This window comes from Anaerotignum sp. MSJ-24, from assembly GCF_018918145.1.
Taxonomy (GTDB): Bacteria; Bacillota; Clostridia; order Lachnospirales; family Anaerotignaceae; genus Metalachnospira.
Genome location: NZ_JAHLPX010000002.1, coordinates 65,327 through 81,996 on the forward strand (window position 1 = coordinate 65,327; position 16,670 = coordinate 81,996).

The window sequence follows — 16,670 nt, forward strand, 5'->3', positions numbered from 1 at the left end:
TAACAGTTGACACATCAATTTATAAAGTCATCTTTTCATCCCATGCACCTACGCAAATCGCGACAGCAAAGCACAACATTTTGTAATGTACGATACCATATATTGCACAGCAATGTTACTTTTCAAGAAAAGCTCGGCACAATCAAATTAATTATCGGCGCAAATGCAATGTGAGCTTACGGTTCGCACTTGTTCGCAACTTATGTAGATGCACGGTTTTATGAGTGGATATTGCAAAAATACTTAAATTTCTTTTTACACCCTCATATTTCGGACGTGAAATCGCCCGCAGACAGTAACAAAAACAGTTAATTTAGTTTTTATGGTGTTACTGCTGTGTTATAAATTATTTTTTTACAAAATCAGTTGAAAGTGCTATATTTCGTGCAGCATTAAAATCGGCATTCGCTGTATATCCGCATGCTTTGCATTCAAATTCAGACTGGCTTTTTCGTTGGCCTTCTTCCCAATGACCACATTGTGAGCATATCTGTGATGTATGATACGGATTAACTTTTCTGACAACAATCCCATACATTTCCGCCTTATATTCTATTTGTTGCTGTAATTCATAATATGACCAGTTTCTTAAAATATACTCTGAACCATTATTCTTATAGTCAGACAAATCTTCCACATTAATATACTTTGCATTGTTTTTTACAGCGAAATCAACTACTCTTCTGCTAATCATGTGATTATAAGTCTGGACAAAGTTTCTTTCTCTCTTAGATAGTTTATCTAACGGAGCTAACTTTTTCTTTCTTCCATGTCCGCCGTTAGTGTCCCTAAGTTTCCTTTGAAGTCTCTTTTTTTCAGATTGAAGCTGAGTTCGTATTCGCAAAAATTCATTAGCCGAGCCGATAGATTTTTTAATATACCGGCTGTTATTTAATGCACAAACAGCAGGAATCGCAATACCGAGGTCTACTCCGACAACAACATCTTCTTTTAATTCTATCTGTTTTTCCGGAATATTAATAGCAAGATATAACATAATCTTATTGTTTACTATTTGAATTGATGAATCAAGCTTTTTATAGTTCTCATCAAAAACACGCTCTAATTCAGCCCTGATTGCTGCAGATTTATGAGGATTTCCCAGAACAACTTCAAAAACACATATATTAGCCAGCTTCATATATATTTTCAAATCTTCACTGTACAGATTCTCAGAAAGTTCTTTGTTATCAGCATAATTATGATAAAATTCATATTTCTGTTTAATCCACATAGGTGCATCTAACCTTCTGCATGCAAGTGCAACTTTCCCTTTGAAAAGACCGTCTTTTTTCTGTTTACTCAAATCACTGATTGCATGTTGACCTAATGCACTGGCTTGCGGAATTCCTTTTATAAAGTTAATCTTTCCGTATTCATAAAGACTATAACTCGGATCATCTTTTTTAGGATTTCTTTCACCAATCAATGTCAATTTTGCAAGTTCTTCTTTTGAAGCACCAAGTAAAATAGCTGTATATCTTCTACTGATAAATATGTTATAGGCTTTATTCTGTGCATAAATACCATCTCTCAGTATTTTATAAACTCTGTCTACTTCCTTTTTAGCCTCTTCCTTACTCATTCCTTCAGCGCAAGGTACAAGTTGAAGTTTTCTTGTTAAGACCATTTTTCTTACCTCCTTTCTTGTATGATATGTATTAATATAACACAGTTATAAATTAAATTCAATTACATATTTTATCACACTTAAAAAGCGCAGCAATCATCACGACTGCTACGCCCAAATCAAACCCTATTAAAACAAATCGGTTTTACTTATTCTCTTTTTCTTCCTTATCTTCCTTTATAAGCTCTTTAAACGATGTGGCAAGTCCTGCCATACCCTGAATTTCCGAAGGAATGATAATTTTTGTTGCCTTGCCGTCGGACATCTTCTGCAATGCCTCAAGGCTCTTTATCGCTATTACATTTGCTTCGGGAGATGCTGCATTGAGCATTTTAAGGCCTTCGGCTGTTGCGTTCTGTACCTTAAGAATAGCCTCTGCCTCACCTTCCGCACGTCTGATTGCGGCTTCCTTATCAGCCTCTGCCTTAAGAATTGCTGCCTCTTTATTTGCCTCTGCACGAAGTATTGCCGCCTCTTTTTCACCTTCCGCAACAAGGACTGCCGAACGCTTTTCACCTTCTGCCTGAAGTATTTTCTCTCGTCTTTCACGCTCTGCCTTCATCTGCTTTTCCATGGAATCCTGTATTTCCTTAGGAGGCATGATGTTTTTAAGCTCAACTCGATTTATTTTTATTCCCCATGCGTCCGTTGCCTCATCAAGTATTACTCGCATTTTTGAGTTGATAATATCTCTCGATGTAAGTGTCTGGTCAAGCTCAAGCTCACCGATTATGTTACGGAGAGTTGTTGCCGTAAGGTTTTCGATAGCCTTTATTGGATTATCGACACCATAGCAGTACAGCTTGGGGTCTGTTACCTGTAAATAAATAACCGTATCTATCTGCATTGTTACGTTATCCTTAGTAATAACCGGCTGAGGCGGAAAGTCCGCAACCTGTTCCTTAAGACTTATTTTCTTTGCAATCCTGTCAAGTATGGGAATCGTTATATGCAGACCTGTGCTCCATGTTACATAGTATGCGCCAAGTCTCTCAACTACATATGCTCTTGCCTGAGGAACGATTTTAATGTTTGCCAAAAGAATGATGGCAATAATAATTATTAAGATTAAAATAAACATATATATTTTATTCTCCTTTCAAGATTTTAATAAACACTAATTCATCAAATTTTGCTGACAATAAGCTTAACACCTTCTATTTTGAGTATGTTCACCTCGCTTCCTTCCGGAATGATTACATCCTCACTTACCGAACGGGCAGTCCAAAGCTTTCCGTCTGCCTTTACGGCGCCTGTTTCGGCAATATTATTTATTTCTTCCGTAACTATTCCGTGTGTACCTATCACTGCATCTGCGTTTGTGCTGACAATATGTTTATGTATATGTCTGTTAACAAATGGCTTAAGTGCAATAAGAAGTATAACCGAAACCGCAACAAATATTATAGACTGAACGGCAAACGATATTCCCGCAAGGGCGGCGAGCCATGCCGCGAATGCACCGGCACAGAACCATATTGACACAAGTGTCCCTGTTGTTACTATCTCAATAAAAAGAAAAACAATCAATGCTATTATCCAAATTGTGGTCGGATTTAATGATGGCATATAAAACACCTCCTATAATATTTTCATTATATTTTATATCAGTTAAAATAGCAATGCAGTCAATAAAGGTTTCATAAAAATTTAATTATTTTGTGTATTTATTCCAAAACATAACCCATTAACATTTTTAACATTATAGTCAACTCTAATATTCTTGATTTTTATTATTGATATAGTGTAAACTTCATACAGGAGATTATTATAAAGGAATTATATACAATATGTGAAGTTTCAAAGCTGATAGGAATATCATCACAGACTTTAAGATATTACGACAAAATAGGTGTTGTCAAGCCTGCCTTTGTGAACGAAGCAACTGGTTACAGGCGTTATACCTACGACCAGATTAACTACATCGACAGAATTAAATATTTACAGGATTTCGGTCTTTCTCTGGACGAGATACGCTCTTCGCTGGAAAGCAACTCAGTTGACGACCTTGTGGAAAAGCTGGAAAAGCATACTTTAACAATAGATGCGGAAATAAAAAGGCTTACGGAAATAAAAAACGACATATGCAGCTATATAAAATATTACAGACATACGGACGACTGCGGTTTTAATTCTCTGCCGTTTCGCGATAAAAGACCGGACACATATGTACTTGCCGAGCCTGTAAATTCAAATGAACCCATATACGGCTATGCCGGATACCGGCTTACGCAGAAAAAGAATTCGGCAGAATTTAAAAACTGCCGCTTTATAAGGCAGAACGGATATATTCTTGATTATAAATCACTTATAGAAGGAAAAATAGTTCCGACACATTACTACATATATATGAAGGAAAAACCGCAGGAGAAGCACGACGGAATAATAAAAATTCCTGCCGGAAACTATTTCTGTCTGCGTTCAAAAATACTCAGCGACGGGCTTTCGGATTCACCCGAGCTTATAAAAAATGCCGCCGACAAAATATGGGACGACATAAACTCTCCTCCGATAGTAATAGCCGATGAATATGAGGATAATTTCAACAGCTTTAATAACTGCATATATGAGATACAGATACATATGCCGAAAGATAAAAACAGAGAATAAAAACATAAATATGGAGAAAAGCTATGGCATCAAGTAAAGAATATCTTAATTATATTTTGGAACAATTATCGGGATTAGATGAAATTACATACAGACAGATGATGGGAGAATTTATATTATACTATCGTGGAAAAATTATCGGCGTCATATATGATGACAGACTGCTTGTAAAGCCTGTAAAATCGGCTGTTTCCTATATGCCGACAGCTGTTTATGAAAAGCCTTATGACGGTGCAAAGGATATGCTGCTGGTTGATGAGGTTGATAATAAGGATTTTCTGACAGGTTTATTCCATGCCATGTACAGTGAACTGCCTGAACCTAAGGTCAAAAAAACTGCCCGTTCCAAAAAATTATAGAATAGCTTTATTCCAAACTGCCTATTTTTAAGCATTTTGTATTTAAAACCAATAAAACACTTGAATTTTCGGTTCATATATGTTAATCTAATACACATATTGAAAAAAACTGTGATAAGGAATAGTAAGCATTACAGCATTTTCCAGAGAGTCTGCGTCCGGTGCAAGCAGACAGATGTTTTTTGCCGAACTCGCCTTTGAGTACCATGCCGAACAATATATTTAAGTAAGCATTGGCGTATGCACTGCGTTAAAGGCATCGAGGTGTACTGTTTCTTTTTTTAACAGTAAACTTAGAGTGGTACCGCGAAGATATCCTTCGTCTCTAACGAGATGAAGGATTTTTTTATGCAATCCTTAATTTCTAACTGGGAGGTTTTACAGATGAGTTCACGTTACGAATTTCGTGAAATTGAAAAAAAATGGCGTGCCGAATGGGAGAAAAATCCCGTAAACAAAGAAGCTGAAGGCAAGCCGAATTACTATTGTCTTGATATGTTTCCGTACCCTTCGGGCACAGGTCTTCATGTAGGCCACTGGAGAGGCTACGTTCTAAGCGATGTTATAAGCAGATATAAAATTTTACAGGGATACTATGTTCTTCATCCCATGGGCTGGGACGCATTCGGTCTTCCTGCCGAAAACTTTGCTATCAAGCATAACATCCACCCTGCTATTTCAACAGCAGAAAACATTGCCAACGTAAAACGTCAGCTTCATGAAATCAGTGCCGTTTACGATTGGGACAGAGAAGTAAACACAACAGATCCTTCATTCTATAAATGGACACAGTGGATATTCGTCCAGATGTTCAAAAAAGGTCTTGCATACGAAAAGGAAATGCCCCTTAACTGGTGCCCGAGCTGTAAATGCGTTCTTGCAAACGAAGAGGCAACAAACGGCGTATGCGAAAGATGCGGCTCACAGGTAACAAAGAAGAACCTTCGTCAGTGGATGCTCAAGATTACAGCATACGCAGACAGACTTCTTGATGACCTCAGCCAGCTTGAATGGCCCGAAAAGGTTAAAAAGATGCAGACAGACTGGATCGGCAGAAGCTACGGTGCAGAAGTAGACTTTGAGGTTGCCGGAACAGACAAAAAGCTTACTGTATACACAACACGTCCCGATACACTTTACGGTGCAACATTCATGGTTATTTCACCTGAGCACAAGGTTGTTAAGGACATTACTACACCTGAGCAGAAGGACGCAATGGAAGCATACTGCTATGCCGCATCAACAAAATCATCTGTTGACCGTATGTCAGACAGAGAGAAGACCGGTGTGTTCACAGGCAGCTATGCAATCAATCCTCTTAACAAAAAAGAAATTCCTATCTGGGTTTCAGACTATGTTCTTGCTGATTACGGTACCGGTGCAATCATGTGTGTACCTGCACATGACCAGCGTGACTTTGACTTTGCAAAGAAATTCAACCTTCCTATCATTGAGGTTATCAGACCCGAAGGTGCGGAAGAAAAAGAGCTTGAAGAGGCTTACACAGGTGACGGCGTAATTGTAAACTCACCTATTTTCGACGGAATGACAGCTTTCGAGGCTAAGAAAAAAGCTCCTGAAATGCTTGAAAAAATGGGTATCGGCAAAAAGACAGTCAACTACAAGCTTCGTGACTGGGTATTCTCAAGGCAGAGATATTGGGGCGAGCCTATTCCCATCGTTCACTGCCCCAAGTGCGGTGCGGTTCCCGTTCCCGAGGATCAGCTTCCCGTACTTCTTCCCGAGGTTGAAAGCTATCAGCCGACAGACACAGGCGAATCTCCCCTTTCAGCTATTGATGATTGGGTAAACACAACATGCCCTTGCTGCGGCGGCCCTGCCAAGAGAGAAACAAATACAATGCCTCAGTGGGCAGGCTCAAGCTGGTATTTCCTTCGTTACACAGATCCTCACAACGACAAGGAGCTTGCAAGCAAGGAAAACCTCAAGAAATATGCACCTGTTGACCTTTATGTAGGCGGTATCGAGCATGCGGTTCTTCATCTGCTTTATGCAAGATTCTATACAAAATTTCTCTATGACATCGGTGTTGTAGAATTCACAGAGCCGTTCCACAGACTGTTCAATCAGGGTATGATTAACAAAGACGGTGCTAAGATGAGTAAATCAAAGGGCAACGTAGTTTCACCCGATGAGCTTGTTGCAAAATACGGCTGCGACTCACTCCGTATGTACGAGCTTTTCGTTGGCCCGCCCGAACTTGATTCGGAATGGGACGACAGAGGTATCGACGGTGTATTCCGTTATCTCAACAAGGTATGGAAGTTCTATGACGAATATAAGGACAAGCCTGCTAAACCTACTGCAGAAAGCGAATTTGTAAAGAACAAGCTTGTAAAGGAAATCACAACAAGACTTAATGCTCTTACAATGAACACTGTTGTCAGCGGCTTCATGGAATATACAAACTCACTTATTGATGTTGCAAAGAAACAGGGCGGCATTGATAAGAGCGATCTTGAAACACTTATTATCCTTCTTGCACCCTTCACTCCGCATATTGCAGAGGAAATGTGGCATGGTCTTGGACATGAGGAAACAGTATTCTCGGCTAAATGGCCCGAATATGATGACAGCAAGCTTGTTGTAAACACTGTTTCTGTTGCGGTTCAGGTAAACGGCAAGGTAAGAGAAAACCTTACTGTTGAAAAGGACGAGGATAAGGACAGCGTTATAGCAAAGGCTAAAGATGCTCTCGGAAGCAGACTTGACGGAAAAACAATCGTTAAGGAAATCTATGTTCCCGGAAGAATCGTAAACATTGTAGTAAAATAAAAATTAATAATTAACTTTATATCCGCCTTTCAGCACGATTGGCGGATATATTTTTAATAATATTTCACAAAAATCATTTCTATTAAATGATTTTCATAAAATTTACGTCCACGAATGAACCGCAAAGTATGCACCCCGAAGAAAACGGGGCGGTCGCAGACCGTTTTGCGTAGCAAAGTTCTGAATGGTTTAAAGGGTGGCAGGATTTGGGACAGAGTCCCAAGGTTTTAGGAGACTTTAAATATGAAGGAAATAAACATAAATGAAATAGACGGCTTTAAAATCGGCAATGCCCAGGACTACGACGCCATGACCGGTGTAACCGTCATTCTCTGCGAAAAAGGCGGTATGGCCGGCATCGATATAAGCGGCGGCGGCCCTGCATCAAGGGAAACTCCCCTTCTCTCGCCATTAACCGCAGATAATCCGATAAATGCCGTTGTGCTTTCCGGTGGCTCTGCCTTCGGTCTTGCGGCGGCAGACGGTGTTATGCAGTGGCTCGAAGAACGAAAAATCGGCTTTGACACCAAGTTCGCATATGTTCCGCTTGTTGTCCAGAGCTGTATATTTGATCTTGCTGTCGGTCGTGCGGATATTCGCCCAGATGCAGCTATGGGAAAAGCAGCTTGCGAAAACGCAATGCTTAACACACCTAAATCCGGCATAGTCGGCGGCGGTACAGGTGCGGCTGTCGGCAAAGTACGAGGTATATCGCATTCAACCAAAAGCGGCCTTGGATTATATGCCGTTCAAGTCGGTGATTTAAAGATAGGTGCGGTTGTTGTGCTTAATGCCTTCGGAGATATTTTCGATTACGAAACAGGCGAGCAGATTGCCGGCGCAAAAGATGAAAACGGAAGCTATATTGATTCTGCGGCAGAACTATTTAATATAAAAGCCGGAGAAAATTTATTCAGAGGAAATAAACAGAACACGACTATTGCGTGCATAATGACCAACGGAAATTTCACCTGTGCGCAGATGAACAAGATAGCGGCTATGGCAAGAGGTGCATATTCGAGATGTATACGTCCGGTCGGAACCATGGCAGACGGTGACAGTATTTATGCCGTATGCAGCGGCGAGGTTTATGCCGATATAAATGCAGTCGGAACACTTGCGGCTGATGTACTCGGCTATGCAATAAAAGACGCTGTTTTTAAAGCAAAGTAAAGTCCATGGTGCATGGGGCGTTGCCCCATACCCTATAAGCCTTTAAAAAGGCTTAATCTAAACTTTAAAAACCTCCATTCATACGAATGGAGGTTTGACTTGCAAATTTATCCAATTATCATACCAGCATTGTTATAAGTGGTATTGTTATCATTCCCAAAAGCGTTGACACGAACACAAACTTAGATGACAGCAATACATCACCGCCATACTCGGCAGTAAACATTGTGCAATAGCTTGCAACGCTCGTTCCCTGTCCGATGACAATAACAGCCAGTGCAAGCTCAGTTGCAACAAACGGCTTAAGCGCAAAGGCAAGAACAACAGGTATCACTATAAGACGGATTGCCGAAACAATATATACCCTGTAATCATTGAACATATCACGGAATTTATTTTTAGTAAGTATTGCGCCTATGTAAATCATTGCAAGCGGCGTAACCAGACCACCCAGTCCGGACAGCGTACCATTGACTGCGGAAGGCAGACGTTTTCCGGTCATAAAAAGTATTATGCCTAAAAGCATCGAAATATTAACCGGTGTAATAAGCAGTTTCCTGAGCGATATATTTGCCTTGCCACCGTTTGCATATTTAGAAATGACCAGAACGCCGACAGTAAAACTGAATATCTGGAAACCGAGATTTCCGAACACCGCAAGGAACATTCCTTCCTGACCGTAAAGTGCCTGAATTACAGGCCAGCCCATAAAGCCGTGGTTCGGAAACATAACGGAAAAAATCCATATACCTGTAACACTCAGCTCAATTTTAAAAAGCTTTGCCGTTGCAAAACCGACAATATAGCTTATGCCGTAAGCAACACAGGTCAACAAAAAAACATTAAGTCCGACCTTAACTATTTCCGGCGAAATATCCGTCTGGAATGTGTTAAGAACCATAGCCGGCATACCGACAAGCATAAGCACCTTAACAATTCCGTTGGTAAAGCCGTCGGATATAAACTCCTTTTTACGCAATATATAGCCGACTACTATATACAGGAACAATGTTATCATTTTTTCGACTGCAGTGAAGAAAATCGCCATTTGTACTCCTCCAATCATAGGACAGCGTCCAACAATATTTTATTTTTTGTAATATTCGATTATTGCCTGAGTACCAAGGTCGCCCTTTCCGTCATTTTCGAGCTGAACATACTCATCACATACCTGTTTAAGCACATCAAGCGTAACATCTTTGGTCTCTGCACACTCAATAGCAATTTTCATATCCTTAATAAAATGCTTTATATAAAATCCCGGTGCATAGTCCTCCTTTGCCATTTTAGGGCCGTTATTGGACATCTGCCAGCTTCCGGCGGCACCGTTGGAAATAGTATCAAGCATAGTATCCACATCAACGCCCATGGCCATTGCATATCTAACTGCCTCTGCAACACCGCTTACCGCTCCGGCAATAGCTATCTGGTTAGCCATTTTCACATGCTGGCCGTTGCCGGCTTTGCCTTCATAGCGTATATTGGTACCCATTGCCTCAAACACCGGCATACATTCATCAAATGCAGCTTTATCTCCGCCGACCATTATCGCAAGCGTACCGTTTCTTGCTCCGGTATCTCCGCCGGAAACAGGTGCGTCAAGTGCATATATGCCCTTTTCGGCTGCGGCTTTATATATTTTTTCGGAAAGCATAGGACTTGTTGTTGTCATATCAATTACATATGCACCCTTTTTAGCCGCATTAAGTATGCCGTTTTCGCCGAAATAGACTTCTTCAACATCTTTTGGGAAACCGACAATAGTTATAACCACGTCCTTGTCCTTTGCACATTCCGCAACGGTATCGCACCATTTTGCACCGGCGGCTATGCACGCCTCGGCTTTGGACTTTGTTCTGTTGTATACCGAAAGCTCGTAGCCATGCTTAATAAGGTTAAGCACCATGGAGCTGCCCATAACGCCTGTTCCGACAAATCCTATTTTCTTCATTTATATAATCCTCCTTTGTACATTCAAAAGAAATTAAAGCCAAGGGCTTATGCCCTTTCTCCGTTACATATGTGCTTTAAAATAATCTTCAAGCTTAGAAAGTGTTGTTACAAAGCTATTGGCTATATTGTTTCCTATTCTCTCGGCCGCTCTGTCGTCATATATATACAATGTTGAGTTTCGTGCCTCAAGCATAGCAAGCCATGTTTTTTCATCATCTATAATCCTATTCTCATATGCCGATTTAAGCACCTGCTTAGGAAATTGCATTTCGTTTCTTACGCCTTGATCTATCATATATTTCTTCATTGCTTTCCACGAAAGCTCAAATGTAAACTCAAAACGCTGTATCATTGCATCACGGGCTATATCATCGGTTCTATTGTTTTTATATCTTTCAACAGCCTCTTTAAGTCGATTTACAGCTTTTAAAAAATTCTCAATTTTTTTCATACAAAACAACTCCGTCTTTTCTTATACTTTCCAGTAAGTCAGTGTCCGTATTATCATCTACGTGAACAATATCAAACTTAAGAAGTGTCGGAAGTTCTTCAATGTCATACCAAAACAAACTTTTATCTTCTTCCTGAATACCATAGACCGCTAAATCTATATCGCTTCTGTCATGGTTATCGCCTCTTGCTCTTGAACCAAAAAGTATAAGCCTATCGGCAGAATATTTTTTAGCAACATTACAAATTGATTTATATAATGGCTCCATAAGAACCTCCTATAATCTTCAGTTTTCTTTTTTCTTTTTCTCGTTTATAAGCTTATTCAGCTCTTCCATAAACGTATTTATATCCTTAAACTGTCTGTAAACCGAGGCAAATCTGACATATGCCACCTCATCAAGCTCCTTAAGTCTGTCCATAACCATATTTCCGAGGCTGTCGGAATTGACCTCCTTGGAAACTGATGCCATTATTGAATTTTCTATATCATCAACAAGATTTTCCATCTGTTCCATTGATATATTACGTTTATTACAGGCTTTAACTATGCCGTTCAAAAGCTTGCTTTTTTCAAACATTTCTCTTGTGCCGTCACGCTTAACAACGACAAGCGGAACGGTATCTATTCTTTCATAGGTAGTGAATCTTTTTCCGCATTTTTCGCAAAGACGTCTTCGTCTGATAACCGAATTATCGTCCTGTGCTCTGGAATCAACTACCTTTGTATCTTCATAGCCGCAAAAGGGACATTTCATAGCGTTTTCCTCCTCAAAATGCCTTTATAACCTTCATTTTAATTTCATTAAACAAGTAAAGTAACTATACATATTTATTATAATATACCAGTCTTTTACGGTCAACTGTATTATGTATACATCTTAAATATTGATTTTCAGTCAATCTTTCTGCACACCTCCGCAGTATTAACCTCCACCAAAATTATGTCTTTCCCGATACGGCAGATTTTTTCCCAAGGAATCACATATTCCTTATCCTTTGAGTAAAATATGCCGTTTTTAGTCTGCACAGGCACTATTAAATCCGTTATTTTTCCGCAGCAGGTATCGATTCCTAAATTATTAACATACCCAAAGCGAAATCCGTCGCACACATTTATTACTTCTTTCTGTTTTAAGTCACAAAAGGTTTCCATAACTCTGCCACCTCCAAAATTTATAACAAAGTACCAATCGGTTTTTGTCTATACTATACATTGACTATTTATTACATGGGTTGTAGAATACTATATGTTGACACAAAAACGCAGACACCCCAATATATTGTTTATTTCGTTCATTCATAACAATATATTCTATGGGTACGGTAAATATTCGTAAAATACACTAAGACGGAGGTAATTGAATCATGATTACTACTATAAAAAAGCGTGACGGTCGTACCGCTTATTTTGACATCAACAAAATAGCCAGTGCAATCAACAAAGCATTTGCCGCTACAAAGGTTGAAAAGGACTATGGCGAATGTCTTGCACTCGCAGATGAGGTTGAACATCAGCTTGAGGATGACGGCCTTGAATCACCTACTGTTGAACAGATACAGGATAAGGTTGAAAGCACTCTTATTGCTCACGGCTTTGTAAGCACAGCAAAGAACTATATTCTTTACAGAGCAGAGCGTACAAGAGTAAGAGATATGAACACACGCCTTATGAAAACCTTTGAGGATATTACCTATTCGGATGCAAAGGAAAGCGACATCAAGCGTGAAAATGCCAATATCGATGGTAACACACCCATGGGTGCAATGCTCAAATACGGTTCTGAAGGTGCAAAGCATTTCAACGAAATGTACGTGCTCAATCCCAAGCATTCGGAAGCACACAGAAACGGTGATATTCACATCCATGATCTTGACTTCTACACACTGACAACCACATGCTGCCAGATTGATATTATCAAGCTTTTCAAGGGCGGATTTTCAACAGGCCACGGCGTTCTTCGTGAGCCCAACGATATTGCAAGCTATTCGGCTCTTGCCTGCATAGCTATCCAGTCAAACCAGAACGACCAGCATGGCGGCCAGTCAATCGTAAACTTTGATTATGGCCTTGCTCCCGGCGTTAAAAAGACATACAAAAAACGCTATTACAGACTTCTCAAGAACGCTCTTGAGCTTCTTGACGAAAAGATTGTTGACGATGACATAAACGCATTAAAGGAAACTCTCAAGGCAGAAGACTTAGAGCCAGCTCTTGACGAAGACGAAAAATATGATGCAAGAGAAAAAGAGCTTCTTGTTGAAAAAGGTTTCAAGCCCGAAGAAATCGACAAGGTTCAGAAATTTACACGCCGTAAGGCTGCCGAGGAAACCGACAGAGCCACATATCAGGCAATGGAGGCATTTATACACAACCTCAACACAATGCATTCAAGAGCAGGTGCACAGACACCCTTCTCTTCAATTAACTACGGCATGGATACATCAACCGAAGGTCGTATGGTAATGAAAAATATACTTCTTGTGACGGAAGCAGGTTTAGGACATGGCGAAACACCCATATTCCCTATCCAGATTTTCCGTGTTAAGGAAGGCATAAACTACAATCCGGGAGAACCTAACTATGACTTATTCAAGCTTGCATGCCGAGTAAGCGCAAAAAGACTCTTCCCCAACTTCTCATTCCAGGATGCACCCTACAACCTTCAGTATTACAAGGGAACACCCGAAACAGAAATTTCATACATGGGTTGCCGTACAAGAGTTATGGCAAATGTATATGATCCTACAAAAGAAATTTCAAACGGCAGAGGCAACTTAAGCTTTACAAGTATCAACCTTCCGAGAATAGCAATCGAGGCAAACAAAAACATCGACTGGTTCTATCAGGAGCTTGACCGCAAGATTGACCTTGTTATTGAACAGCTTCTTGAGCGTTTTGAGATACAGGCTAAAAAGAAAGTACACAATTATCCCTTCCTCATGGGCGAAGGTGTATGGATTGACAGTGACAAGCTTGATATAAATGATGAAGTGCGTGAAGTACTTAAGCACGGTACTCTTTCGGTTGGCTTTATCGGTCTTGCCGAAACACTTAAGGCACTTATCGGTTATCACCATGGAGAAAGCGAAATTGCACAGAATCTCGGTCTTGAAATTATCTCACATATGAGAAAACGTATGGATGATATTTCCGAGCAGATGCACCTCAACTTCTCACTTCTTGCAACACCGGCAGAAGGTCTTTCCGGCAGATTTGTAAGAATAGACAAGGAAAAATACGGTATTATCGAAGGTGTAACAGACAGAGATTACTACACAAACAGCTTCCATGTGCCTGTATACTACCCTATCAGTGCCTTCAAAAAGATTAAGATAGAAGCACCTTACCATGCACTCACAAACGCAGGACACATTTCATATGTTGAGCTTGACGGAGATCCTTCACAGAACCTTGATGCATTCGAGAAGGTTGTACGTTGTATGAAGGAATCAGGCATCGGCTATGGCTCAATCAACCATCCTGTTGACAGAGATCCATGCTGTGGATTTAATGGTATAATAGGTGATACTTGTCCTAAGTGCGGAAGACATGAGGACGAAGGTGTGCATTTCCAGAGAATCAGACGTATTACAGGCTACCTTGTAGGTGATATGTCAAAATGGAATGATGCCAAGACAAGTGAAGAGCACGACAGAGTAAAGCACAGCATAAATATAGAATAAAACCGTGGGACTCTGTCCCACACACTGTAAACCTTAGTATGGTCAAAACTTTGCTTCGCAAAGCGGTCTTCGACCGCCCCGTTTTTCTTCGGGGTGCATACTTTGCGGTTTATAAAAGGTTTAATCTAAACTTTATTAAACTATTTCGCAGAAATAGTTTTGGTAAATACAATTAAATTATGTGACATAACAGCAAAAGCCTCGGAATAAAATCCGAGGCCTTTTGTTTAGAAACCATTATAAAGCTTACATCATCACTCTGCTATATTCAAATCAACTGAACAAATCTGTATCCGTATTCATTATCCAGTTATCACCTTGTTTTTCAAATTCCAGATTCAATGTCTTGTCATACTCGCTGAAATACAGCATATCCACTGTTGCATACTGCTTTCCGTCCATTTCCTTATCATACTTAAGACTGTTCATATCAAGCGAATACGCACCATAACCTTTTCCTCCACGAACAAGGTACAGCTTACCATCAAACTCAAGAAAATCATCATGGAACACTTCGTCAACCAATTCCTTAGCCATATATTTTTCTAAGTTTTCTCGAACCTCGGCATTGGTTGTATATCCGCTAACCGGATACAAATCCGAAAGTGTAGGATCTATGAAATATTTCTTAGCAATTTCCTCATAATCTTCTCTTTGGAATAATATTGCAGGTGTACCACTTCCGTTATCATATGCCGCTTCACTTTCATAAGCCGCTAAATAGCTTGTTCCGAAGTCCGGTGATGTAACGAATATCGCGTCCAGACATGAATTAAGATATTCAACATTAGGCGTTATTTCCTCAATGAATACCGCACTGTCAAAACCCGTATTGCTTTCGTCAGCAGTCGTTGCATCGTTTTTTGTATTATCTTCCGTTCCATCAGATGCACAGCCTGTAATGAGCATTGCTGTAATAAGTGCCACTGTAAGAATTGTTTTCTTCATTAATATTCACCTTCCTTAGAATTAGTCATTGTTACTTAATTTAAGTATATACAATTGAAATTCGGAAAACAATAACATTTATCTTAAGGTTTATAAACTTAAAAAGGATATGCCGAAGCATATCCTTACAGACTGTAGACAAAGTTATTTTTGTACAGCGGAAGGTATTAGGAAACGAAGAGTTTCCTAAGTGGAATCCATACTGTCATGACTTTTGCTTTGAAAAAGCAAAAGCGGCTTTGCCGCCGCACTGTCTTGTGCGGTCAATAGACGGGATTCACTTCCGTCGAGGAGAATAGCGAGTTTCAAGGCTTTTAGCCGATGGAATGAGCTATTCATGCTTCTGTTTAAACAAGTCGAAATCCTGATTTCGACTTAGGTGTCGACTTTGTCGACACCTAAAAAGGATATGCCGAAGCATATCCTCAATAATTATTAATTTTCTCTTTCCGCAACTTCTTTTATAATGCTGATACATTCATCAATTCCGAGTCTTGATGAATCAAGGCATATATCATAATAATCAGCCATGCCAAACTCACTCTTAGTATAGAAAGTACAGTATTTTTTACGTTTTTTGTCTATTGTTCGTATTTCATTCGCTACCTGGTCATATGTGAAATCCGGCATTTTTTCCTTCATTCGCTCCAGACGCCAATCAAAATCAGCATGGATAAACACATTAAGACAACCATCAAATTCCTTTAATATAGCATTGGCATTACGTCCGGTGATAACACATTTACCACGCTGTCCGATATCAATAATAACTTTTTTCTGTGCCTCAAACACCTGCTCGCTCATAGGTCGATTATAAAAATCAAAAAGGCTCTGTGTAAAGCCAAATGTAAACGGAACTTTTTCATCCCATTCCATAAGCGAATACATATCAATGTTGCTGTCTGCTGCTGTTTTTAGTATTATCTCTTTGTTATAATACTCCCATCCAAGAGCCTGTGCAACCTTAGAACCGATTTCACCGCCGCCGGCTCCAAATTCACGGCTTATTGTGATTATTTTCTTCATAATAATCCTGTTGCCTCCCTTATTAGACAGCTCCACGG

At 39.9% G+C, this 16,670-nt stretch carries 16 protein-coding genes, 1 CRISPR repeat array and 1 other annotated feature (1 of these 18 cut by a window edge); of the genes, 5 read left to right on the forward strand and 11 right to left on the reverse strand.

Annotated features, from left to right (window positions below; genetic code table 11):
* A CRISPR array of direct repeats spans positions 1-64; the repeat unit is 32 nt; unit sequence TTTTCATCCCATGCACCTACGCAAATCGCGAC (it extends 910 nt beyond the left edge of the window).
* A 282-nt stretch (positions 65-346) separates the two neighbouring features.
* The 3 genes from KQI66_RS02025 to KQI66_RS02035 form a co-directional block, all read right to left on the reverse strand.
* Positions 347-1,630: an RNA-guided endonuclease InsQ/TnpB family protein gene (locus KQI66_RS02025; RefSeq protein ID WP_216427040.1), complete on the reverse strand. Its 1,284-nt coding sequence runs from the start codon at positions 1,628-1,630 to the stop codon at positions 347-349.
* A gap of 145 nt (positions 1,631-1,775) precedes the next feature.
* Positions 1,776-2,711 (reverse strand): SPFH domain-containing protein, encoded by a 936-nt coding sequence (locus KQI66_RS02030; protein ID WP_216427041.1) that lies wholly within the window; start codon positions 2,709-2,711, stop codon positions 1,776-1,778.
* A 44-nt stretch (positions 2,712-2,755) separates the two neighbouring features.
* The gene (locus KQI66_RS02035) at positions 2,756-3,199 is read right to left on the reverse strand and encodes an NfeD family protein (protein WP_216427042.1); all 444 of its coding nucleotides are present in this window, start codon (positions 3,197-3,199) and stop codon (positions 2,756-2,758) included.
* A 219-nt stretch (positions 3,200-3,418) separates the two neighbouring features.
* Between KQI66_RS02035 and KQI66_RS02040 the strand changes: the two genes are divergently transcribed.
* From KQI66_RS02040 to KQI66_RS02055, 4 genes are all read left to right on the forward strand, one after another.
* Positions 3,419-4,240 carry a MerR family transcriptional regulator gene (locus KQI66_RS02040; protein WP_330654962.1) on the forward strand — a complete coding sequence of 274 codons (822 nt, stop codon included), beginning with the start codon at positions 3,419-3,421 and terminating at the stop codon, positions 4,238-4,240.
* 23 nt (positions 4,241-4,263) lie between these two features.
* Positions 4,264-4,599, forward strand: a complete 336-nt coding sequence (locus KQI66_RS02045) for a TfoX/Sxy family protein (RefSeq protein ID WP_216427043.1) — start codon at positions 4,264-4,266, stop codon at positions 4,597-4,599.
* 102 nt (positions 4,600-4,701) lie between these two features.
* Positions 4,702-4,929 (forward strand) — a binding site (T-box leader).
* A 54-nt stretch (positions 4,930-4,983) separates the two neighbouring features.
* Positions 4,984-7,395 carry a leucine--tRNA ligase gene (gene leuS, locus KQI66_RS02050; protein WP_216427044.1) on the forward strand — a complete coding sequence of 804 codons (2,412 nt, stop codon included), beginning with the start codon at positions 4,984-4,986 and terminating at the stop codon, positions 7,393-7,395.
* Between the two features lie 243 nt (positions 7,396-7,638).
* Positions 7,639-8,568 carry a P1 family peptidase gene (locus KQI66_RS02055; protein WP_216427045.1) on the forward strand — a complete coding sequence of 310 codons (930 nt, stop codon included), beginning with the start codon at positions 7,639-7,641 and terminating at the stop codon, positions 8,566-8,568.
* Positions 8,569-8,686: 118 nt separating this feature from the next.
* On the opposite strand, the gene KQI66_RS02060 is transcribed toward KQI66_RS02055, so the two are convergent.
* From KQI66_RS02060 to KQI66_RS02085, 6 genes are all read right to left on the reverse strand, one after another.
* Positions 8,687-9,616, reverse strand: a complete 930-nt coding sequence (locus tag KQI66_RS02060; protein ID WP_216427046.1) for an AEC family transporter — start codon at positions 9,614-9,616, stop codon at positions 8,687-8,689.
* A gap of 39 nt (positions 9,617-9,655) precedes the next feature.
* Entirely contained in the window at positions 9,656-10,519 is an 864-nt protein-coding gene (locus KQI66_RS02065; RefSeq protein WP_216427047.1) for an NAD(P)-dependent oxidoreductase, read from the reverse strand.
* Between the two features lie 63 nt (positions 10,520-10,582).
* Positions 10,583-10,972, reverse strand: a complete 390-nt coding sequence (locus tag KQI66_RS02070) for an HI0074 family nucleotidyltransferase substrate-binding subunit (protein WP_216427048.1) — start codon at positions 10,970-10,972, stop codon at positions 10,583-10,585.
* Positions 10,959-11,240 carry a nucleotidyltransferase domain-containing protein gene (locus KQI66_RS02075; RefSeq protein WP_216427049.1) on the reverse strand — a complete coding sequence of 94 codons (282 nt, stop codon included), beginning with the start codon at positions 11,238-11,240 and terminating at the stop codon, positions 10,959-10,961. Before KQI66_RS02075 ends, KQI66_RS02070 begins: the two co-directional genes overlap by 14 nt.
* A gap of 18 nt (positions 11,241-11,258) precedes the next feature.
* Positions 11,259-11,729 (reverse strand): transcriptional regulator NrdR, encoded by a 471-nt coding sequence (gene nrdR, locus KQI66_RS02080; protein ID WP_216427050.1) that lies wholly within the window; start codon positions 11,727-11,729, stop codon positions 11,259-11,261.
* Between the two features lie 137 nt (positions 11,730-11,866).
* Positions 11,867-12,127, reverse strand: coding sequence for a PRC-barrel domain-containing protein (locus KQI66_RS02085; protein WP_216427051.1), 261 nt, complete (start codon positions 12,125-12,127; stop codon positions 11,867-11,869).
* A gap of 212 nt (positions 12,128-12,339) precedes the next feature.
* Here KQI66_RS02085 and KQI66_RS02090 point away from each other — a divergent pair, with 212 nt between their 5' ends.
* The gene (locus KQI66_RS02090; RefSeq protein WP_216427052.1) at positions 12,340-14,658 is read left to right on the forward strand and encodes an anaerobic ribonucleoside triphosphate reductase; all 2,319 of its coding nucleotides are present in this window, start codon (positions 12,340-12,342) and stop codon (positions 14,656-14,658) included.
* Between the two features lie 273 nt (positions 14,659-14,931).
* Here the strand turns inward: KQI66_RS02090 and KQI66_RS02095 are convergent, their stop codons facing one another.
* On the reverse strand, positions 14,932-15,606 hold the full coding sequence (locus tag KQI66_RS02095) for a hypothetical protein (protein WP_216427053.1): 675 nt from the start codon (positions 15,604-15,606) through the stop codon (positions 14,932-14,934).
* Positions 15,607-16,041: 435 nt separating this feature from the next.
* A complete protein-coding gene (locus tag KQI66_RS02100) occupies positions 16,042-16,632 on the reverse strand; it encodes a cytidylate kinase-like family protein (protein WP_216427054.1) in 591 nt (196 codons plus the stop codon).
* Positions 16,633-16,670: the final 38 nt, after the last annotated feature.

Bases quoted from the DNA above. Each gene is read 5' to 3' on its own strand.
- KQI66_RS02035 (WP_216427042.1), bottom strand. From the start codon at position 3,199: ATGCCATCATTAAATCCGACCACAATTTGGATAATAGCATTGATTGTT.
- KQI66_RS02090 (WP_216427052.1), top strand. From the start codon at position 12,340: ATGATTACTACTATAAAAAAGCGTGACGGTCGTACCGCTTATTTTGAC.
- KQI66_RS02085 (WP_216427051.1), bottom strand. From the start codon at position 12,127: ATGGAAACCTTTTGTGACTTAAAACAGAAAGAAGTAATAAATGTGTGC.
- KQI66_RS02065 (WP_216427047.1), bottom strand. From the start codon at position 10,519: ATGAAGAAAATAGGATTTGTCGGAACAGGCGTTATGGGCAGCTCCATG.
- nrdR (WP_216427050.1), bottom strand. From the start codon at position 11,729: ATGAAATGTCCCTTTTGCGGCTATGAAGATACAAAGGTAGTTGATTCC.
- KQI66_RS02055 (WP_216427045.1), top strand. From the start codon at position 7,639: ATGAAGGAAATAAACATAAATGAAATAGACGGCTTTAAAATCGGCAAT.
- KQI66_RS02070 (WP_216427048.1), bottom strand. From the start codon at position 10,972: ATGAAAAAAATTGAGAATTTTTTAAAAGCTGTAAATCGACTTAAAGAG.
- KQI66_RS02095 (WP_216427053.1), bottom strand. From the start codon at position 15,606: ATGAAGAAAACAATTCTTACAGTGGCACTTATTACAGCAATGCTCATT.
- KQI66_RS02100 (WP_216427054.1), bottom strand. From the start codon at position 16,632: ATGAAGAAAATAATCACAATAAGCCGTGAATTTGGAGCCGGCGGCGGT.
- KQI66_RS02030 (WP_216427041.1), bottom strand. From the start codon at position 2,711: ATGTTTATTTTAATCTTAATAATTATTATTGCCATCATTCTTTTGGCA.
- KQI66_RS02060 (WP_216427046.1), bottom strand. From the start codon at position 9,616: ATGGCGATTTTCTTCACTGCAGTCGAAAAAATGATAACATTGTTCCTG.
- leuS (WP_216427044.1), top strand. From the start codon at position 4,984: ATGAGTTCACGTTACGAATTTCGTGAAATTGAAAAAAAATGGCGTGCC.
- KQI66_RS02025 (WP_216427040.1), bottom strand. From the start codon at position 1,630: ATGGTCTTAACAAGAAAACTTCAACTTGTACCTTGCGCTGAAGGAATG.
- KQI66_RS02075 (WP_216427049.1), bottom strand. From the start codon at position 11,240: ATGGAGCCATTATATAAATCAATTTGTAATGTTGCTAAAAAATATTCT.
- KQI66_RS02045 (WP_216427043.1), top strand. From the start codon at position 4,264: ATGGCATCAAGTAAAGAATATCTTAATTATATTTTGGAACAATTATCG.